This is a genomic window from Campylobacter vicugnae (genome assembly GCF_002139875.1).
GTDB lineage: Bacteria > Campylobacterota > Campylobacteria > Campylobacterales > Campylobacteraceae > Campylobacter > Campylobacter vicugnae.
Map to the genome: position 1 here is coordinate 915942 of NZ_CP018793.1, position 20040 is coordinate 935981.

17 protein-coding genes and 1 tRNA gene are annotated in these 20040 nt (G+C 32.8%); 6 read left to right on the forward strand and 12 right to left on the reverse strand.

Translation table 11 applies throughout. The features are described from left to right. The 4 genes from CVIC12175_RS04780 to CVIC12175_RS04795 all read left to right on the forward strand — a co-directional run bounded on the left by CVIC12175_RS04780 (window position 1) and on the right by CVIC12175_RS04795 (window position 2900). Complete coding sequence (locus CVIC12175_RS04780) at window positions 1–543, forward strand: TlpA family protein disulfide reductase (protein ID WP_086249398.1); 543 nt, start codon at window positions 1–3, stop codon at window positions 541–543. Continuing rightward, entirely contained in the window at window positions 543–1403 is an 861-nt protein-coding gene (gene ftsY / locus CVIC12175_RS04785; RefSeq protein ID WP_086256408.1) for a signal recognition particle-docking protein FtsY, read from the forward strand. The genes CVIC12175_RS04780 and ftsY overlap by 1 nt, the downstream gene beginning before the upstream one ends. A gap of 8 nt (window positions 1404–1411) precedes the next feature. Next, window positions 1412–2752: a DNA repair protein RadA gene (radA, locus tag CVIC12175_RS04790; protein ID WP_086256407.1), complete on the forward strand. Its 1341-nt coding sequence runs from the start codon at window positions 1412–1414 to the stop codon at window positions 2750–2752. 62 nt (window positions 2753–2814) lie between these two features. Next, window positions 2815–2900 (forward strand) — tRNA-Leu (locus tag CVIC12175_RS04795). Window position 2901: 1 nt separating this feature from the next. On the opposite strand, the gene luxS is transcribed toward CVIC12175_RS04795, so the two are convergent. The 8 genes from luxS to CVIC12175_RS04835 form a co-directional block, all read right to left on the reverse strand. Then, window positions 2902–3405, reverse strand: coding sequence for an S-ribosylhomocysteine lyase (gene luxS / locus CVIC12175_RS04800; protein ID WP_086257206.1), 504 nt, complete (start codon window positions 3403–3405; stop codon window positions 2902–2904). 38 nt (window positions 3406–3443) lie between these two features. Then, the gene (locus tag CVIC12175_RS04805) at window positions 3444–3932 is read right to left on the reverse strand and encodes a flavodoxin (protein ID WP_086249394.1); all 489 of its coding nucleotides are present in this window, start codon (window positions 3930–3932) and stop codon (window positions 3444–3446) included. A 2-nt stretch (window positions 3933–3934) separates the two neighbouring features. Next, window positions 3935–4246, reverse strand: coding sequence for a DUF2325 domain-containing protein (locus CVIC12175_RS04810; protein WP_086249393.1), 312 nt, complete (start codon window positions 4244–4246; stop codon window positions 3935–3937). A gap of 270 nt (window positions 4247–4516) precedes the next feature. Continuing rightward, entirely contained in the window at window positions 4517–5365 is an 849-nt protein-coding gene (locus CVIC12175_RS04815) for a 1-aminocyclopropane-1-carboxylate deaminase (RefSeq protein WP_086257207.1), read from the reverse strand. Further along, window positions 5355–6341, reverse strand: coding sequence for an OmpA family protein (locus CVIC12175_RS04820; protein ID WP_086257208.1), 987 nt, complete (start codon window positions 6339–6341; stop codon window positions 5355–5357). Before CVIC12175_RS04820 ends, CVIC12175_RS04815 begins: the two co-directional genes overlap by 11 nt. Continuing rightward, window positions 6338–7717 carry a MotA/TolQ/ExbB proton channel family protein gene (locus CVIC12175_RS04825; protein WP_086247212.1) on the reverse strand — a complete coding sequence of 460 codons (1380 nt, stop codon included), beginning with the start codon at window positions 7715–7717 and terminating at the stop codon, window positions 6338–6340. The genes CVIC12175_RS04820 and CVIC12175_RS04825 overlap by 4 nt, the downstream gene beginning before the upstream one ends. Window positions 7718–7806: 89 nt before the next feature. Continuing rightward, window positions 7807–8871 carry a class II fructose-bisphosphate aldolase gene (gene fbaA, locus CVIC12175_RS04830; RefSeq protein ID WP_086302693.1) on the reverse strand — a complete coding sequence of 355 codons (1065 nt, stop codon included), beginning with the start codon at window positions 8869–8871 and terminating at the stop codon, window positions 7807–7809. Between the two features lie 12 nt (window positions 8872–8883). Next, window positions 8884–9696 (reverse strand): peptidylprolyl isomerase, encoded by an 813-nt coding sequence (locus CVIC12175_RS04835; RefSeq protein WP_086302695.1) that lies wholly within the window; start codon window positions 9694–9696, stop codon window positions 8884–8886. Window positions 9697–9808: 112 nt separating this feature from the next. Between CVIC12175_RS04835 and nth the strand changes: the two genes are divergently transcribed. Then, window positions 9809–10432, forward strand: a complete 624-nt coding sequence (nth, locus tag CVIC12175_RS04840) for an endonuclease III (protein ID WP_086302697.1) — start codon at window positions 9809–9811, stop codon at window positions 10430–10432. Here the strand turns inward: nth and CVIC12175_RS04845 are convergent. The 3 genes from CVIC12175_RS04845 to ispG all read right to left on the reverse strand — a co-directional run bounded on the left by CVIC12175_RS04845 (window position 10422) and on the right by ispG (window position 15141). Then, window positions 10422–12440 (reverse strand): motility associated factor glycosyltransferase family protein, encoded by a 2019-nt coding sequence (locus CVIC12175_RS04845; protein WP_192940145.1) that lies wholly within the window; start codon window positions 12438–12440, stop codon window positions 10422–10424. The two genes, nth and CVIC12175_RS04845, sit on opposite strands and share 11 nt — an antisense overlap. Window positions 12441–12689: 249 nt before the next feature. Further along, window positions 12690–14078 carry a replicative DNA helicase gene (locus CVIC12175_RS04850; protein WP_407932377.1) on the reverse strand — a complete coding sequence of 463 codons (1389 nt, stop codon included), beginning with the start codon at window positions 14076–14078 and terminating at the stop codon, window positions 12690–12692. A gap of 1 nt (window position 14079) precedes the next feature. Beyond that, window positions 14080–15141 (reverse strand): flavodoxin-dependent (E)-4-hydroxy-3-methylbut-2-enyl-diphosphate synthase, encoded by a 1062-nt coding sequence (ispG, locus tag CVIC12175_RS04855; RefSeq protein ID WP_086247234.1) that lies wholly within the window; start codon window positions 15139–15141, stop codon window positions 14080–14082. A gap of 178 nt (window positions 15142–15319) precedes the next feature. Here ispG and CVIC12175_RS04860 point away from each other — a divergent pair, with 178 nt between their 5' ends. Further along, the gene (locus tag CVIC12175_RS04860; RefSeq protein WP_236861052.1) at window positions 15320–17254 is read left to right on the forward strand and encodes an LTA synthase family protein; all 1935 of its coding nucleotides are present in this window, start codon (window positions 15320–15322) and stop codon (window positions 17252–17254) included. A gap of 72 nt (window positions 17255–17326) precedes the next feature. On the opposite strand, the gene CVIC12175_RS04865 is transcribed toward CVIC12175_RS04860, so the two are convergent. After that, entirely contained in the window at window positions 17327–19882 is a 2556-nt protein-coding gene (locus CVIC12175_RS04865) for a bifunctional aconitate hydratase 2/2-methylisocitrate dehydratase (RefSeq protein WP_086257211.1), read from the reverse strand. Window positions 19883–20040: the final 158 nt, after the last annotated feature.

Consider the following 20040-nt stretch of genomic DNA (forward strand, 5'->3'; position numbering starts at 1 on the left):
ATGATGAAATTTAAAATCTTTTTAGCAGCAGTATTATTAACTATATTTACAGGCTGCGATAGATCTTCAAACGATCAATCTACCTCACCTTCAACAATACAAGCTGACTATTCAAAACCATTTAAACTTATACTAAATGATGGCAATGAACTTAAAATGCAAAAAAGAGATGATGGTTATAATATTGATATTAAAGATAAGGCGATATTTTTAAATTTCTTTGCTACTTGGTGTCCGCCATGTAAGGTAGAAATTCCATATCTTATAACACTTCAAGATAAATTTAAAGATAAACTCCAAATAATTGGCGTATCAATTGATGAGATAAGCCTAGAACAAGCTAATGAATTTAAAGAGTTGCTAAATATAAACTATCCAATTGCCTATACAAAAGCAAATGAATATCTAATCTCATCACTTGGCGGTGTAGTTGGTATTCCATTTAGTATTTTATACTATCCAAATGGCAAATTTGCTGCATCTTATAGCGGGTTAGTGCCTATTGAAATGCTTGAAAACGATATTAAAAAGGTAATTAAATAATGTTTAATTTTCTTAAAAAAGGACTTCAAAAGACCCTTAATAGCTTTACAAATTCTAAACCCGCAGATAAAAAAATTACTAAAGATGTTCTTGAGGAGCTTTTATTAGAAGCTGATGTGCCATATGAGATTGCTCAAGAGATTATCTATTATCTGCCGCCGCGTGAAATTATAGATAGAGCCGATCTATCCAGAGTAATGCAAACCTACTTTATGTATGATAGCAAAAGCGTAGAGGCTAAGCCTTTTGTTATGATGATCTTAGGCGTAAATGGTGCTGGTAAAACAACTACAATAGCTAAATTAGCAAATTTATTTAAATCAAATTCAAAAAGTGTTATTTTGGGTGCTAGTGATACATTTAGAGCTGGTGCGATAGAGCAGCTACGCCAATGGGCAACTAGATTAGAAGTACCGATAATTGCCTCAAGTCAAGGCCACGATCCAGCAGCCGTAGCATATGATACTATCAGCTCAGCAGTAGCTAAAGGTATGGATTACGCTATAATCGATACAGCCGGTAGATTACAAAATCAAAAAAACCTAGCAAGTGAGCTAGAAAAAATCTCAAGAATAAGTGATAAAGCCCTAAGTGGTGCTCCACACCAAAAAATATTGATATTAGATGGCACACAAGGAAGTGCCGGAGTTGCTCAAGCTAAGGCATTTAATGAGATAATAAAGGTTGATGGAGTTATTATCACTAAGCTTGATGGCACAGCTAAAGGTGGTGCATTATTTGGGATTGCTAGAGAGCTTGAATTGCCTATTTTATACATTGGTGTTGGCGAGAGCAAAGATGATCTTATTAAATTTAATCCAAAAGAATTTGTAGATACTATCTGCGATGCTATCTTTTAGAAGTAAAAATGGCTAAATTAAAAACTATATTTGAGTGCGAAGCGTGCGGAAATCAGCAGAGCAAATGGATGGGAAAATGTCCGCAATGTGGTGCTTGGGAGAGCTTTATAGAGCTTAGTAGCCAGCAGATAAAAGTAAGCCAAGAATTAGCAAAACTAACTAAAACTATAAATAACGCAACTCCAATATCTCAAATTCAAATAGAGCAGATAAAGCGAAAATCCACTGGTGATAATGAGCTTGACCTTGTATTAGGTGGCGGTGTAGTAAGTGGTTCGCTAGTTTTAATCGGCGGAAGTCCTGGCATTGGTAAATCTACTTTACTTCTTAAAATCGCTTCAAATTTAGCCAGTAATAATCAAAAAGTCTTATATGTCAGCGGCGAAGAGAGTACCAGTCAGATCAAATTAAGAGCCGATCGCCTAAGTGCTAATAGCGATAATCTATTTTTGCTTACTGAGATTGATCTTTCATCTATACTAGCTGAAGTGGCTAAAAATGAGTATAAAGCTATAGTTATAGACTCTATCCAAACTTTATATAGCGATAAAATCAGCTCCGCACCAGGTTCTATATCACAAGTTAGAGAGATTACATTTGAACTAATGAGACTAGCTAAAAAAGATGATATAGCAATATTTATCATTGGCCATATAACCAAAGAAGGCTCTATAGCTGGGCCTAGAATTTTGGAGCATATGGTAGATGTAGTGCTATATTTTGAAGGAGATAGCAGCAAAGAGCTTAGAATTTTAAGAGGGATTAAAAACCGATTTGGTACAACTAGTGAGGTTGGTATCTTTGAGATGAGAAGCAATGGGCTAGTAAGCGCTAAAGATATCAGTAGCAAATTTTTTACTCGTGGTAGCGCAGTTAGTGGCTCAGCTATTACTGTAACAATGGAAGGAAGTCGTGCATTAGTAGTAGAAATTCAAGCCTTAGTATGTGAAAGCAGCTACCCAAAAAGAAGCTCAACTGGATTTGATAAAAATCGCTTAGATATGATTTTAGCACTTTTAGAGCGTAAGCTTGAGATTCCACTTGGCCATTATGATGTATTTATCAATGTTACAGGTGGAGTAAAAATAAATGAACCAGCTTGCGACTTAGCTGTAGTTGCTGCTATAATATCTAGCTTTCGCAATCGTCCAATATCTAAAGAAAGCGTATTTATCGGTGAGCTTAGTTTAAATGGAGAGATTAGAGAAATTTTTAACCTTGATGCAAGACTAAAAGAGGCAACACTGCAAAAATTTAAAAATGCAATTACTCCAAACAAGCCTTTAGAAAAATCATCTATCAAAACTTTTGTAGCTAAAGATATAACTCAAGTTCTTGAGTGGATGTAATTTAAATTCAAAATATTTTAGCTATATTTAATATGAATTTGAGTACAATTATACTCTTTAATGCCTGAGTGGTGAAATGGTAGACACGCTAGACTCAAAATCTGGTAGGGGCGACCCTGTGTCGGTTCGAGTCCGACCTCAGGTACCATTTATTTAATCTTATTAAAATCTAGCTTTATAGCCTCGTTATCGATATAGCTAATACCTAAATTTAAAATATTTTGAGCTATCTCTTTGGCTTCTTGTAGCGAATGCATCTTATATGTGCCACATTGATACTCATTAAGCTCTGGGATATCGCTTTGGCTTTTTACAGCTAAAACATCATCCATAGAGAGTCTCCACGCCTTTATCACATCATCAATACTAGGAACACCTATAAGACTCATATAAAATCCAGTTCTACACCCCATCGGAGATATATCAATGATTTCAACACTATTTGAATTTAAATGATCTCTCATAAATCCAGCAAAAAGATGCTCTAAAGTATGAATACCACGCTCAGGTAAAATATCTAAATTTGGCTTACAAAATCTAAGATCAAAGACGCTTATATCATCGCCTTTTGGAGTTTTCATCACCTTAGCTAGTCTGACTCCAGGTGCATTCATAATAGTATGATCTACGCAAAAACTATCAAGTAATGGCATATTTATCCTTTATAATTTTTGCGTAATTGTATCAAAAATTAGCTGAAATTTGCTCTGATTTGATCGCACCAGTTAGCAATTTGCTCATCTACTTGATCGCCATAATTATCAAAATCAAGCGCTAAACCTACAAATCCTCCATCTCTAGATGCTTTTGAATCAGTAAAATCAAAACTTGGAGCAGCTGTAGCACCTACGATATTGGCACCAAGCTCGCTACATTTATCAAACAAAATTCCCAAAGCATCACAATATGTATCATCATAGCTAGAGCTATCACCAACACCAAATAGCGCAACTGTTTTACCACTTAAATTTAACTCTGAAAAATCAAAAGCATCCATATCATCTTGTAAATCTCCACTTCCCCAAGTAGATGAACCTATAATTAGCTTATCAAAACCATTTATCTCATCAGCTGAAGTCTCAGCAATGTTTAAAACCGTATCGATACCTAAATTTGCTGCTATCTTATTTGCTGCTTCTTCTGCATTTCCCATTGTACTACCAAAAATTACTGCTGTCATATTTACCTTTCACATTTAAATTTACTCTCAAGTCCAAAAACCTTACAATACTCACAATATACACAGCTTACGCTTCTTTTAGCACAAACTAATTTAATATTGCGTTTTTTAACTTCAGACTTTATCTTTTTCATCGTATTATGATTTAAAAAACTAGTTAGCATTACTACGCACTCTACCTCTTGAGGTATTGGTTTGCGATTTACCCTATTTTCATTTCTTGCATCCCAGTGCTCAATCTTGCTGACACCTAATCCTTGTAAAACTGCCTTAATTGGTGCTATTTCATCTGCGCCTATTACTAATACTGACATCTCTTGCCTTTATAGTATTTTGATAATTATTATTATAATATAGCTATTATAAATTTTAGCTTATTTTGATTATAATTATCAAAAATATTTTTAAAAGCTCTTTTTAGCACCATTTAAAAGATTAAATTCAAATTTATATATAATTATAACTGATAATTAGTATCAATTAATTTGCCTTATTCCTCCTTATTTTATCTTATTTAATTAAGAGCTAAATTATATTATTTAGCTAAAGGAAGTATATCTAAAATATAATAACTAAATATAAACTCATTTATTAAATTTGCGTTTATATCTATCTAAAAGCGTAATATTCCCTAAAATTCCACCTTGATGGATATATAGAATTTCATTTTGAAATTTATCCAAATTATCCATCAAAGTAAGCCACCCTACTCCATCATATAGAAGTTCAAACTCTATATTGCTATCTAAAAGTTCTTTATATATCTCATAAATTTCAAGATACAACTTGCCAAAATGATATTTTTTAGGTGGATTTAATATCTTAACTTTACTAAATGGATCAAGGGCTAAAATCTGCTTTTTTAAATATTGCGTATCTCCTACACAAGGCACGCTCCAAACCAACATATCATCTAAATTTTTTGCTAAAAATGCAGCACTACACCCTGTCCCACTAGGCAAAAATATATCAAATTTAATTCTATTTTTTTTAGCATAATCTTTTATTACTCTAGCTTGTTCTTTAAATCCTATCTCTGCTTCGCGCATTGCTACACCCTCTGGAATAAAAAGATCGCTACTTGATTTACACTCATTTTGTGCTGATTTTGATGGATTAGAGCTTATTTTAATATCCATACCATTTTTTAATGCATAAGCATAGTTTCCACATGGGTTATTTAATAAAAAATCACAAATATGATTGGTAAAATATATAAATTTAACTCCACGCATTTTAGCCAAAAGACTAATAGAATACATAGCATTTGACTGGCTTGAGCCATATGAGATTATGCGATTTATATGGTTTAAATTTGAGTTTAACAAAAAGACAAGTTTTCTAGCTTTATTACCATTAAACTCGCCACCTATTAAATCATCTCGCAAAACCCAAAATCTACGCCCTCTAAAGTAGATTGGTTCAATTGACACGCTGATTTAAAACCTTATCAATAAAATATTTAGGATCTTGTAAATCAAATTTAATTTTTATCCTAAAGCTTGCTACTGGATCTTCTAGACCATCTTTTAATATTGGCTCACTATTGCTTTTACCTGTTGAAATTAGATATTTACTTAAGTTCTCATCTTTATAAGTAGCATAGGCAAACTTCATAATCTCTAAAGCTCTTTTTTGTGATAATTCAAGATTATGCAGATATCCGCCATCGCTATCAGTGTGGCACTCTATGGTGATTTTAGCTATATTTTCTACAATATTAGGAGAAAGAATATAGTCTAAATAGACCTTAAAAATACGCCTTAAATCAAATTTAGCATCATCTCTAATAGCAGTAGAGTTGATATTAAAAATTTTAGCTGCATTCATAGTTACTTCAGCACTTTTTGAGTCAATTTGAGCTATAGTTCCTAGCTTACTTTTTAAGTTAATTGCGATATCTTCTCTGATTTTGGCGTAGTTTTTTAAACTATTTTTAGTTATTTCTATATCTTTTTGAAGAATCTCAATCTCGCTATCTTTTTGCTCAATTTCTATTTTAAGATTACTGATTTGCTCATCTTGACTATCTACTTGAGTTGTTAGCTCATCATTTTTTAGACTAATAACATCTAGGCTATTATTTATCGTGCTTGTTGATTTAGATAAATCTGAATTTAAATTTTTATAGAGTTTTTCTATAGTAGCACTATCAGGATTTGATTTTAGCTTCTCAATAAATAGATTAATACTCTCATGTTTTTTGCTTAGCTCTTTATTAGCAGCATTTAAAGCAGCGATATTATCATTTAAATCTTTTTGTAGATATACTAATTGCGAGGCTGATATAGAGTAGCGTATAACTACAACCCCAACTACAAGCACAAATACAAAAAAAAGCCCTGTCATCAATCCAGCAAAACTAAGCCAAAAGCTAGATTTTTCATCATTTGATATATCAATTCTCATTGATCATTCTTCTCATCGCTTGGTTGTTTTGATTCTGCTTGATTGCTATCATCAATAGCTTTTGATAGGCTTGTATAATCAGTTTTTTCTAGCTTTTCAAGAGCAATGTTTGCTTCATTATCAATCTCTTGTATGCTTTTTTTAAGCTCTTCAACAATAGCTGAACTACTATCCTTGCTATCACTCTCTTCATCAAAAACATATCTAAATGCTTGCATACCATCTATCATAGCTATTTTAAATCCATCAAGAGCAAGTTGCTGTTTATCAAGAATATTTACACTAAACTCCTCTAATGAACGCTCAAATTTCATAATATTCATACCAAGGTCATTTACGCTCTTATCCAATCTTGCCACGCGCTCATCGCTAATACTTTGCAATCTTGTATAGTTTTCACTCCATCTAATTTGAAGCTCTTTTATATTATTATTGAATAAATTTAAAACATTGATAATTTCAGCGTGAATTTTAATCATATCTTTTTGATCTCTTTGAGACTTAATAAGCATTCCCATAGTCTGCTTGATATGCTCACTACTTACTTTGACAGCGTCCTCTTCTGTTTTAAGTAGTTTTGTAAAATTATCAAATTTTCTCTCTATAACATTATCAAGCTCTTTAAAAAACTCCTGCTTGCTAACATAATCAAATATTACGCCAATTTTTTCAAAACTTCCTAAAGTCTCTTGCATATATCTTTGCTGAATCTCCTCAGCAGTCCAAAAAAATGGTATAGTAGCATTCTTTTGTCTGGCTATAAGTTTTTCAAACCTACTCATTCCAAATCTTTCAAAAAATATCCACCAAAGAGTTAAAAATATACCATAAGCACATAGATAAAATGAAGCACCAATCCCTGCAAATAGCTTAGTAATCTCACTTTCAAGGCTTATCATATCAACTGAGCTAAGCACAGGCATAGAAATAGCAATACTTATAAAAGTACCAAAGATACCAAGCATAGGAAAGACTCCAGTTGCAACAGATGCAAAATTATCATTTCTAACATCTTTTGAATATCTAGAAGCAAACTCATCAAAGCTACCATTAGATTTTCTATCCTTACCAATTGTAAGAAGAGTTTTAATAATATAATTTTTTAGATCTTTTTTAAAAATATCTTTTTTTTGTTCAAATAAACAACAACCAAGTTCAGCGCTATGTCTAGCAAAAAATAGAGCAACAACAAGCATAACGCCCATTATTACAACAATATCAAGACCAATATTAAGCTTTATAACATCAAAATAGCAAAGCAGACAAGCCACATAAATTAAAACCGGCAATAAAACTATTTTAAAATATACAAATTTACTCTGTCTATTTCCGCTTTCAGGCAGAGATATCTCGCCAAGTTCGCTCTCTTTTTCCATTTAAATTTCCTTTTAATTACACTAAGATTAACCATCAAAGATAGCTAAGCTTAAAGTAATTTAGCCAAAGATATCTTTGGCTAAATAGTTTAATTTTTATTGATACAGTTTAAATCCTCAAAAGCTTCTAAAAGTCTTTTTACCATACTTTCTTCGCCTTCTCTTAGCCATTTTCTAGGATCATAATATTTTTTATTTGGCTTATCGCTGCCCTCAGGATTGCCTATTTGACCTTGTAAATAGTCATGATTTTTAGCCTCATATCCACGCACACCGTCCCAGAATGCCCACTGAGTATCAGTATCGATATTCATCTTAATCACGCCATAGCTTACTGCTGCTTTAATATCAGCTAACTCGCTACCGCTTCCACCATGAAATACAAAATTTACTGGTTTATTGCTAGATGTATTAAATTTACTCTTAATATACTCTTGAGAATTTTTAAGAATCTCTGGACGAAGCACAACATTACCAGGTTTATAGACACCATGAACATTACCAAAGCTAGCTGCAATGCTAAATTTATCACTAATCTTGCCAAGTCTCTCATACGCCATAGCTACATCTTCAGGCTGAGTGTATAAAAGAGCATTATCTACATTTGTATTATCTACGCCATCTTCTTCACCGCCAGTTACACCAAGTTCAATCTCAAGTGCTATGCCAAGGTCGCTTAGAGTTTTTAAATACTCTTGACAAGTAGCTAAATTCTCCTCTAATGGCTCTTCGCTTAGATCTAGCATATGTGAGCTAAATAGAGGAACTTTGCAACTTTTGATATTCTCGCGGCTAGCCTCTATAAGAGAATCAATCCACGGTAAAAGCTTTCTAGCAGCATGATCAGTATGTAAAACCACAGGAATTCCATACGCTTTAGCTAATAGATGAACCTGTTTAGCTCCGGCTATAGCTCCTAATACATCTGCGTTTGGGCATGCTTTACCAGCATAGTAGCTTGCACCACCATTGCTAAATTGCACTATAACAGGCGAATTTGCTTTTTTGGCTGCTTCCATTACAGCATTTATAGAGTGGCTCCCTACGACATTAACTGCTGGAAGTGCAAAGCCTTCACTTTTAGCATACTCGTATAGTTTGCTAAGATCCTCACCCCAGACTACGCCAGGTTTTACGATATCTATTACTCCCATATCATACCCCTATTATTTGTATTCTATTTTTGCGCCTTTTCTTAATTCGTTCATTTTATCTTGCATTATAGATCTGAATTTTTCGCTTCTTAATTGCTCTTCTATGCTCTTTTTAACTTTATCATATGATACTGTTGTTTTAGCCTTTGAATCCTCTTTTAAGATTACATGATATCCAAATTCACTCTTAACTGGTTTTATAGTGATTGTTCCATTTTTTAGAGCAAATGCAGCCCTGCTAAATGCAGGAACCATTCTAGATTCATCAAACCAACCTAGCTCACCACCATTCATAGCGCTACCTTTGTCTATTGATTTAGTTTTAGCTAGTTCACTAAATTTAGATTTTAAAGCATCACCTTTTAGGCCTTTTAATTGCGCGATTATATCTTCAGCCTCTTTTTGAGTTGCTACTAAGATATGTTTTGCTTTTGTTTGAGCTGGGCTTACAAAAATTCTATCTTTATTTTTTTCATAAAATGCCTTTACATCAGCTTCAGGGATTTTTACTTTTTTATATTCATTTTGTGTCCAAACATTTCTTAAAACATTATCTTGGCTAAATTCAAGAGCTTCTTTATACTCTTTTGTTTTTTCAACACCATCTTTTTTAGCTTGTTCTAAAATCAATTGACCATTAATAGCCACATCTATTAACTGTTTTTTCATTTGTTCTGGAATTTTATCAAATTCTGCACCATGTGCGCCAAGAAGTGGAGTTAAATCTTTATCAGTAATCTCATTGCCATTTACAGTAGCTAATACTGCTGCATTTAGACTCATAGTAGCCGCTAAGCTAAGAGCTAGAAATAGACCTTTTTTCATCTGTTTTTCCTTAAGTATTAAATTTTTAAAATAAGTCGGCTATTATACAATAAATTTGATAATATATTATTGAATTTAGATTATATTTTTTATATTTAGCTATAATTTAAAAATGAGAACTAAAAAAGATATAAATGAAATAAAAGCTCTATTTTTAAAACATTTTAATGGAGCCAAAACTGAGCTAAATTTTAAAAATCTATATGAGCTTTTAGTTGCTGTTATGCTCTCAGCCCAATGTACGGATAAAAGAGTAAATCTAATCACTCCAGCACTATTTGAAGCTTATCCAGATATAAAGTCGCTATCTAAAGCCAATCTATCAAGTCTAAAATTGCTCATAAATAGCTGTAGCTTTTTTAATAACAAAGCTATAAATTTAATTAAAATGGCAAATTCGGTTATGAGTGATTTTGATGGAGAGATTCCACTTGATGAAAAAAACTTAATAAAGCTTGCTGGTGTAGGACAAAAGACTGCTCATGTAGTGCTTATCGAGTATCAAAATGCAAATTTAATGGCTGTGGATACTCATGTTTTTAGAGTATCTCATAGATTAGGATTAAGCAATGCTAAAACACCACAAGCTACAGAAATAGATCTAGTAAAAGCCTTTAAAACTGAGCTTAATACCCTCCACCAAGCTATGGTGCTTCACGGTCGCTACACCTGCAAAGCACTCAAGCCAAATTGTAGCGAATGCTTTTTAAATCATCTTTGCAAAGCTAGAGTTTAAACTCTTCATCCCAGCTTTGTAATGACTCATTCATAGTATCTCTAGTAGCCTCCATCATCCCAGCAAGACTAAAGAAGTAGTATCCATGTTGTCTAACATACTCAAATATCTTTTTATCTTTATCGCTTTTTGTGCGTTCAGGACGCACCATTAACTCGCCAAATTCCATCTCTTGATGCACACAAAAATTATTTGCTACATGATAATATACTCTATCAAAGATCTCATCGTTTTTTAGATTATTTTTAAATCTATCAATTCTCTCTTTTAGCTCATAAAATTTAGGATAGTATGGCTCCTTGCCACGCTCAATCTCTTTATTAGCATTCTCAACTGCCTTGCTAATCTTTTTAAATAACTCTTCGCAAAGCCTTTGTTTTTCTACACCATATCTAATCAAATCCTCTACTAGCTCTTTTTGTCTTTTTATCTGATCTTTTGCATCTTGTGGATTTATTGGCATAGGTTTTATAATCTCTTTTATACTATTTTCAGCTAAAATTTCATCTACAAGTTCACTAAAAGGCTTTTCTATCGTTCCATGAATTCTAGCCCCACCCTCAGTAGCATTATAGACTTTAAATTTATAATCATAATGAGCTGGCTCCATCATAGATTCAAAATATCCACGGAAGAAATTCCATACATCAGTAGTTTTTACTTCACCCTCTCCACCGTAAGCTATGGCAGTTTGCGGCCTTTGTCTAGCATTTGGATTGATAGTTATAGTTCCATCTTCTTTTATATAATTTTCAAATATATTTCCCTTAGCGTGGCTTGAACCATCTTTGGCAAAGGCAAGGTCTTGTCCGATAAATATAATTCTTTCACATTTAAGCCTAAGCGCCATATCAAGAGCAAAATGTGCTGAGCTAGGACCTTTACACATAAATGGAATATCATCTTTTAAGATAAATTCAAATCTAATTGGCCTATGTGCATAGCATCTATTTCTATCTTTTAAATTTAAAGCTGTCTTAGGATGAGTAAGAGATGCGGCCATAAATATTATCCCATCATCAAATTGGCTTGGCTCACTTTGAAAAAACTCGCTAGTCTTTTCAACTCTCTCCATTGTAGCGACAAAATCAGGCTTAATACCATTTATCTTAAGTACATGATATGAGGCATCAGGTATTAAGATTAACGCATGTGGAGCGACCTTTCTTAAAAGCTCAATCTGTTTATTTAAGCTAGGGCCTGTAGAAGCTATGATTGCGGTTTTATTTTTACCTATATTTAGATCTATTATATCTTTTAATTGGTAGCCGTTATAAATATGAGGCATATTAGCTACTACATGCTTTATACCAAGAAGATTATCATGTGCATCATTACCCATATTTAGCACCATTTTAGATGAGGATTCTATGATTTTATTATTTATCTTTTGAGCTATCTGGCCATAATTTTTTGCATAATAATCGCTATATATATGAAAATTATAATTTCTAATATTTGATGCAACTGCATCATAATGACAAATTAACTCAATATGTCCATCTCTATAATAATCAGGATGAACTACTATAAATCTCTCATGAAATATATCAGCACCAAAATCACAAAGATTAAATGTAATAAATATAATCTCAATCTCTGGTTCAAATACAATAATCTTCTCATGAGTTTGATTTTGTAATAGCTTAGTATAGAAATTTCCATTACCAAGCCCAAAGAAAAATAAAGAAGGATACAAAGCATACTCATCGCTAAATTTCTCTATCATAGCTTGAGTATGCTCAGCTGGAGCATTGGTATATATTGGCTCATTAAGCTCTGTATTTATGATATTTATATCTAAATTTGTCTTTCCAGCAAATACATCAAATTTAGTATTGCTTTTTAAATCATAAACTGCCTTTGCTAATCTAAAATTTATAGCACTAAGTGCTACAATATTTTTCATAAAATTTGATGGAGTGCCCTCAGCTTTAAATCTAGCCTCTAACTCACGCTGAAACTCTTCAAATGCCTGTGCTTCAAGATCTTTATCATAATTTTGCATATATCTCCTTTTTGTACTTTTTAGCATTATACTAAATTTTATCTTAAGTATCATAAGGCTGCTATTTCAAAAAAGTTAAATTTAAAAAGTTATTCACTACTTTTTCACTATGTGAAAATCTAATAAAAATACCTTAAAACCGCACTTTAAGCTCTATAAAGTTATAAATTTAATTTATCTTATTTTAAGCATATTTGTGAATTTGGATAAATATGTGAATAAAACATAATAAATTCACATATTTATATCTTAACCTTCAAAAGTTGCTATCTCTACTGGGTGATTATGCGACTTCTCTACAAAGCGAGTATAAGCTGATTGAAATACAAGCTCAATAGTCCCAGTAGGACCATTTCTATTTTTACCAATTATTATCTCAGCACTCTCTTCTATCTTATTTCTAGTAAATTGCGATTTATACTCTTTGCCATCTTGTTTAGCCTTTTGCTCTTTTTCTCTCTCTTCTTGTTCTAGATATACATCATTTCTATATACAAACAAAATGGTATCAGCATCTTGTTCAATTGCTCCAGACTCCCTTAAATCGCTAAGCATCGGGCGTTTATTGGCTCTTGATTCTAGACTTCTATTTAGCTGCGAAAGAGCGACAACTGGTAAATTTAACTCTCTGGCTAAAAGCTTTAATCCACGTGAAATCTCTGCAATTTGCAAATGGCGATCACTATATGCTGATGAGTTAGTCATCAAACCGATATAATCTATTACACATAGTTTAATCTCTGGATGGGAGCTTTTTAACTTTCTCATCTGTGTGCGTACTTGATGAATTGTAGCATTACCACTATCATAAACAAAGAGCTTCTTTTGACTCATTTGATCACATGCACTACTAAGCTTTTCTATCTCATCGTTATCCATATCTGATGTCATTAGATTTTGTAAATTTATCGATGTTTTAGCACTTAGCATTCTTAGCATTAGCTGAGTAGCTGGCATCTCTAAAGAGAAAAATACTACACCTAGATTTTGATCTAGTACTTTTTGGACTAAATTTAAAACAAAGGCCGTCTTTCCCATACCTGGACGAGCTGCTATAATGATTAAATCACCATCTTTAAACCCTTTTGTTCTCTCATTAAGCCCACGAAATCCAGTATCAAGTCCAACTACTTCATGATCTTTGGCTAATTTATGCTTATTTAGCTCCTCTATTAAATCAGTTACAATCTCTTTAGCATTTTTAATCACGCCACTACCAAAACCATCTACTAAAGAGTATATCTGACTACTAATCTCATCTACCATATCACGGCCAGGCTTATTCTCATTTACCTTGCTTGGGATTTGATTTGCTACTTTTACAAGTGATCTTTTAATAGAAAATTCCTTAAGTTCTGTGGCGTACTTTTTAATATCTAAAATTGAATTTGTAGTAAGAACGCTATTAAAGACCTCTTCATCAAATTTAGCTCCTAAATGTTTTTTGACAAAGGCTATATCTACTGGATCATCACTATTTAAACAGCTTTGCATAGCTAAAAATATATCTGCGTGACCTTTTAGATAAAAATCTTTAGCATCTATAATATCATATATCTCACCTAGATTATCTTGTTCAAATAATATAGCACTAAGTATCGAGCGCTCCATATCTAGATCATATAAATTTGAGTTTATCTCATTCATTTCTAGCCTTTAGCTCATCATCTATCTCTTGTAAAAATCTATCTACTAGCTCAGACTCAGGCAATCTAGCTACCACTTCTCCATGACGCATTATAAGACCATTTCCCTTACCAAATGCAATTGCCACATCTGCACCCTTTGCCTCTCCAATTGCATTTACTATACAACCCATTACGCTTATATTTAATGGGGCTGTGATGTGAGCTGTCTTTTCTTCTACTATTTTTATAGCACTTACTAGATCACTTTGAAGTCTTCCACAAGTTGGACATGATATAATATTTAACCCGCTTCTTTGCACTCCACTATCTTGTAAAATTGCCTTAGCGACTCTAATTTCTTCTTCAAGCTCACCAGTGATACTAACTCTCATCGTATCGCCGATACCTTCCATAAGCAAACCACCAAGAGCAATAGCTGATTTAATAGTAGCGTGAAATACAGTTCCAGCTTCTGTAACTCCTAAATGAAATGGATAATCCACCATTGGACGCAACGCTCTATATGCTGCCATTGTATTTACTGTATCGCTACTTTTTAAACTTACTGCAATATCTAAAAAATCAAAATCCTCTAAAAGCTTTATATTATATAAAGCACTTTGCACCATTGCTTCAACACTTCTGCCATATTTTTGTTCAAACTGCTCTTCTAAGCTTCCACTATTTACACCTATTCTTATTGGTAGATTACGCTCTTTACAAGCATTTACAACTTTTCTTATCTTTTCTTTGCCGCCGATATTTCCTGGATTTATCCTTATAGCATCAACAAATTCAGATACTGCTAAAGCATAAAGATGATTAAAATGGATATCAGCTACAATTGGCAATGGACTAGACTTTTTAATCTCTCTAAGCCCTTCAATATCCTCTTTATTAAACACAGCACAACGCACTATATCGCACCCAGCAAAGTATAATCTATTAATCTGTTCTAAAGTACCAGCTACATCTCTAGTTTTGCTAAATGTCATTGACTGCACACTTATTGGCGCATCACCACCTATTTTTACACTACCTACTTGAATTTGTCTTGTTTTATATCTTTGCATTAGAGTCACTTTAATAATTTTTAAATTCATAAGTTTAGCTAAATTTTAATAAAAATATCGTAAAAGTAGATAAATTAATGTTATTATTAAATATTAATTTAGAAAAATAAATTTAAATCCATATAAGCTTTTTTAGATAAAATTTTACCTTTGGATAAAAATAAAAAAGGTAAAATTAGTGATAAAAATTATAACTCAAATTCTTAGCTTTACTTTTATATATATGGCGATATTTGCCATTATGAGATTTATGATGCTATCTAGCCTACCAGATACAAATAGCAATGGCTGGGGCGAGGTATTTTTATATGGGCTTGGGCATGATATGAGAACATTTAGTACCATATTTTTACCTATTTTTCTATGTGGGTTTCTTAGCTATTTAAATGGATTTATTAGATTAAATTTATCTAAAGCCTATCAAATTTTCTCTACAATTTATATGTCCATTATATCATTTATTGTGGCTATTTTTGCATTTATTGGCTACTACTATTATCAAATTTATCAAAATAAAATTGATATGTTTATCTTTGGATTTAAAGATGATGATACCGCTGCTTTAATATCAATCATATATAATGATTATCCAGCAATTTTAATACTATTATACGCTTTGGCTTTTGCTATTTTATGTGGATATTTAAATAATAAAATTTTAAAAATTAAATTTAAAAAATCCAACCAACCACTTTGGATTTTAATTGTTTGTAATATTGTATTAATTTATGCATATGCTGTGGCACTTCGGGCTCATCCAGTATATAATGCGCTTCGTGCCTCTACATATCAATTTAGCTCATTTAAACCATTTAATGAGATATCTACTAATCCCATTATGGCTCTTTCATGGGCTAGTAAAGAGTATAAAAATCAAGCCAACTTCCCATATGTGGATATAAATAGAGGTAAAGAGCTGCAAAAGAGATTATTTGATATGTTTGCTACTACAAAGCAAAACCCTAATCACGCTAAAATGCATATACATTTTAATCTCATGGAGAGTTTTGGGCTTGGGCTGCTTCAAGAAGATAAAGCTATGCAAAAAGTACTTTTAGGCTCCCTTGATGAACATTTTAACTCTGATTTTGTATTTAAAAGATTTTTACCTTCTACTAATGGCACGATAGATAGTCTAAATAGAATACTATTTCAAAGTCCTATAATCAACCTTACAAGTAGTAAATTTCAAAAACAAAAACTACCATTAACCCTAATTGATATCTATAAAAAAGCTGGATATAGAGTTGTCTTTGCTTACGCTGGTAATGCTGCTTGGTACAATATAAACTACTTCTTAAAAGCTCAAGGTGTAGATGAGATTATAGATGAGACTATACTAATGCAAGAGTATAAAAATGCCAAAGAGTCTAAGCATCCATATGGGATAAAAGATGAATATATGTATAACAAGATTTATGAGATTTTTAATAATGCAATCAAACCAACTCTAATTATCTCTCTTGGGATTTCAAACCATCCACCATATATACACAAAGGCAAAAATGAGCTAAATTTAGATCTAAATAGCTCTGAGATTAGTCGTTATTCTACTGACTATAAGGCACTATTAAATGCATATAGCTATGCAAACAACAGCTTTGGAGATTATTTAAATAAGATCAAAAATAGCAAATTCAAAGATAATATAATAGTAGCTGCATCTGGTGATCATGCAAATAGAGAGTATAAATTTGATCACAAAAATGAGAGCGCCTTTGGAATTAGTGTGCCATTTTATCTATATATTCCACAAGTTTTACAAAATAATATCTACTATGATAAAAATAGAATTGGCTCGCATAAAGATATATTTCCAACTCTATATAATCTTAGTCTAAATAATACTAAATATCTAAGCATGGGTGGTAGAGATATGTTATCTAAACCTAATGATACTAAGATGGAGTTTGCAATACATATAAATGTCTGGGCTGATAATGATGGCATATATCCAATATCAAGCACTAAAGGATATAGATATCAAAACCCAAATACATTAAAAAATAGTAATGATAGCTTTGAGCTTGATGAATCAAAAGCTCAGTTTCATAAGCTATATGAAGAGTTTAGTTACTATCAGTTAGCTTGGAGACTAGGATTGATTAAGTAGTTAAATTTGATTTACTAAATAAGCAAATTTGATAAAATAAATAAACCCGCTATATAAAGCGGGTTTTATAAATTAGTTTTCTAATTTGTAGTTTTCAATTAGATTGAAGTTTAGATATTTATAGATCTCATCTTCTTTTCCTGCTAATTTAGCTGGAACAATCTTCATATACTCTTCTACACTTGGCAATCTACCTAGCATAGCACATACTGCAGCTAACTCAGCAGAACCTAGATAAACTTGAGCGCCCATACCCATACGGTTATCGAAGTTTCTTGTAGAAGTTGAGAATACAATTGCATTATCTGCAACTCTTGCTTGGTTACCCATACATAGTGAGCAGCCTGGAACCTCTGTTCTAGCACCTGCAGCACCAAATAGTGAATATCTACCCTCAGCTCTTAGCTGTGCTTCATCCATTTTTGTAGGTGGAACAACCCATAATCTAGTAGGTACTTGACCTTCACCTTTTAGAACTTCTGAAAGCGCTCTATAGTGACCGATATTTGTCATACAGCTACCAACAAATACTTCATCAATATTTTTAGGGCGTTTAGGATCATTTAAAATTTCACTTAGCGTAGCTACATCATCTGGATCGTTTGGACATGCAAGAATTGGCTCAGTAATCTCATCCATATTAATCTCAATTACAGTGTGATATTTTGCATTTTTATCAGCTTGTAGTAGCTCTGGATTTTCTAACCATTGTTTCATCTTATCACGGCGGCGAGCTAGAGTTTTATCACTACCATATCCAGCTTCAATCATAGCATCAATAAGCACAATATTTGATTTTAGATACTCTATTACTGGCTCTTTATTTAAAGCAATTGCACATGCTGCAGCACTTCTTTCTGCACTTGCATCGCTTAGTTCAAATGCTTGTTCAACTTTTAGATCAGGCAATCCTTCAATCTCTAAAACTTTACCAGCAAATACATTTACTTTACCTTTTTTCTCTACTGTTAGTAGGCCTTTTTTGATCGCATAGTATGGAATTGCATTTACTAAATCTCTTAGAGTAATACCAGGTTGCATTTTACCAGTAAATCTTACTAGTACAGACTCAGGCATATTTAGCGGCATTGAACCTAAAACAGCAGCAAAAGCCACAAGACCAGAACCAGCTGGGAAGCTAATACCAATTGGGAAGCGTGTATGAGAATCTCCACCAGTACCAACGCTATCTGGTAAAACCATTCTATTTAACCATGAGTGGATAACTCCATCACCTGGTTTTAAGCTTACACCACCACGACTAATCATAAAATCAGGTAGAGTTTTATGCATTAAGGCATCAGTTGGTTTTGGATATGCTGCTGTATGACAGAAGCTTTGAAGTACAAAATCAGCTGAGAAACCAAGGCTTGCAAGCTCTTTAATCTCATCTCTTGTCATTGGACCAGTTGTATCTTGACTACCTACTGTTAGAGTGATAGGCTCTACATACATACCAGGGCGAACGCCATCGATACCACATGCACGGCCAACCATTTTTTGAGCTAATGTATAGCCTATGCTATCATCAGTTGCTGGTTGAGCTGGTTTAGTAAAGATATCTTCAGTACCCATGTTTAATTCAGCTCTAGCTTTTGAACATAGACTTCTAGCAATAATTAATGGAATTCTACCTCCAGCTTTTACTTCATCTTTTAATGTATTTGGCTCAAGATTAAATGTTTTAACCACAGCTCCATCTTTTACAATCTCACCTTTATATGGATAAATTTCAATCTTATCACCAGTTTCTAAACCATCTACATTTACTATAATTGGTAACGCACCGCTATCTTCTGCAGTATTAAAGAATATTGGAGCAATAATACTTCCTAAGATTACGCCACCTGTTTTTTTGTTTGGAATTCCAGGAATTTCACGACCGATATGCCACTGAATAGAGTTAATACCACTTTTTCTTGAACTTCCAGTTCCCACTACATCGCCTACATAAACAACTTCACGGCCACTTTGTTTTAACTCAGCAATTTTTTCTAAACTACCTGGTTGGCGTTTCATTAGCATTGCGTTTGCATGAAGTGGAATATCAGATCTGCTAAATGCTTCACTAGCTGGACTTAAATCATCAGTATTTGTCTCACCAGGAACTTTAAATACTATAGCTTCTATCTTTTCTGGAATATCAGATCTAGATTTAAACCACTCAGCTTCAGCCCAACTTTTGATAACTTCAGCTGCGAATTTATTGCCCTCTTTAGCAAGAAGCGCTACATCATTAAAATAATCATGAACAAAAATAGTGTTTTTAAGCACATTAGCTGCTGCAGCCGCTACGCTCTCATCGCTACTTCTTAGACTAGCTACAAGCACGATTACACTATATCCACCAAGCATTGGTTCAAGCATTTTTACAGCATCAGTTTTGCTAATTAAGCTACAAGCTAAACCGTGGTTTATAATCTCGTTTAAAAACTCAGCCTTAACCTTTGCAGCATCATCAACACCAGGATTTACACGATTTGCAAGCAGATCTATAAGCTCAGCAGTTGGTGCTGATTTTAATAATTCACATACCTCTTTTGTCTGCTCTTTAGTAAGCGGAAGCGGTGGAATACCAAGTTTTGCACGCTCTTCTTTAGCGTTATTGTATTGTTCAAAAAAGCCCATTTACATCCTTTAAAAAAAATTTTGATAATTCTACCAAAAAAATCAAAAATTTAGTAGTAAAAAATAACTTAGATTTTATCTTTTAGTATATTTTAATTTTTCAAGAAACAAAATTTGAATTAAAAACAAAAAAGCTACCAAATTTATCTGAATTTGAT

What these genes read in the sequence shown, in the direction of transcription:
- CVIC12175_RS04825 (WP_086247212.1), bottom strand. Translation starts at nt 7,717, where the DNA reads ATGGAAAAAGAGAGCGAACTTGGCGAGATATCTCTGCCTGAAAGCGGA.
- ftsY (WP_086256408.1), top strand. Translation starts at nt 543, where the DNA reads ATGTTTAATTTTCTTAAAAAAGGACTTCAAAAGACCCTTAATAGCTTT.
- CVIC12175_RS04835 (WP_086302695.1), bottom strand. Translation starts at nt 9,696, where the DNA reads ATGAAAAAAGGTCTATTTCTAGCTCTTAGCTTAGCGGCTACTATGAGT.
- CVIC12175_RS04865 (WP_086257211.1), bottom strand. Translation starts at nt 19,882, where the DNA reads ATGGGCTTTTTTGAACAATACAATAACGCTAAAGAAGAGCGTGCAAAA.
- CVIC12175_RS04780 (WP_086249398.1), top strand. Translation starts at nt 1, where the DNA reads ATGATGAAATTTAAAATCTTTTTAGCAGCAGTATTATTAACTATATTT.
- fbaA (WP_086302693.1), bottom strand. Translation starts at nt 8,871, where the DNA reads ATGGGAGTAATAGATATCGTAAAACCTGGCGTAGTCTGGGGTGAGGAT.
- CVIC12175_RS04845 (WP_192940145.1), bottom strand. Translation starts at nt 12,440, where the DNA reads ATGCAAAATTATGATAAAGATCTTGAAGCACAGGCATTTGAAGAGTTT.
- radA (WP_086256407.1), top strand. Translation starts at nt 1,412, where the DNA reads ATGGCTAAATTAAAAACTATATTTGAGTGCGAAGCGTGCGGAAATCAG.
- ispG (WP_086247234.1), bottom strand. Translation starts at nt 15,141, where the DNA reads ATGCAAAGATATAAAACAAGACAAATTCAAGTAGGTAGTGTAAAAATA.
- CVIC12175_RS04805 (WP_086249394.1), bottom strand. Translation starts at nt 3,932, where the DNA reads ATGACAGCAGTAATTTTTGGTAGTACAATGGGAAATGCAGAAGAAGCA.
- CVIC12175_RS04810 (WP_086249393.1), bottom strand. Translation starts at nt 4,246, where the DNA reads ATGTCAGTATTAGTAATAGGCGCAGATGAAATAGCACCAATTAAGGCA.
- CVIC12175_RS04820 (WP_086257208.1), bottom strand. Translation starts at nt 6,341, where the DNA reads ATGAGAATTGATATATCAAATGATGAAAAATCTAGCTTTTGGCTTAGT.
- nth (WP_086302697.1), top strand. Translation starts at nt 9,809, where the DNA reads ATGAGAACTAAAAAAGATATAAATGAAATAAAAGCTCTATTTTTAAAA.
- luxS (WP_086257206.1), bottom strand. Translation starts at nt 3,405, where the DNA reads ATGCCATTACTTGATAGTTTTTGCGTAGATCATACTATTATGAATGCA.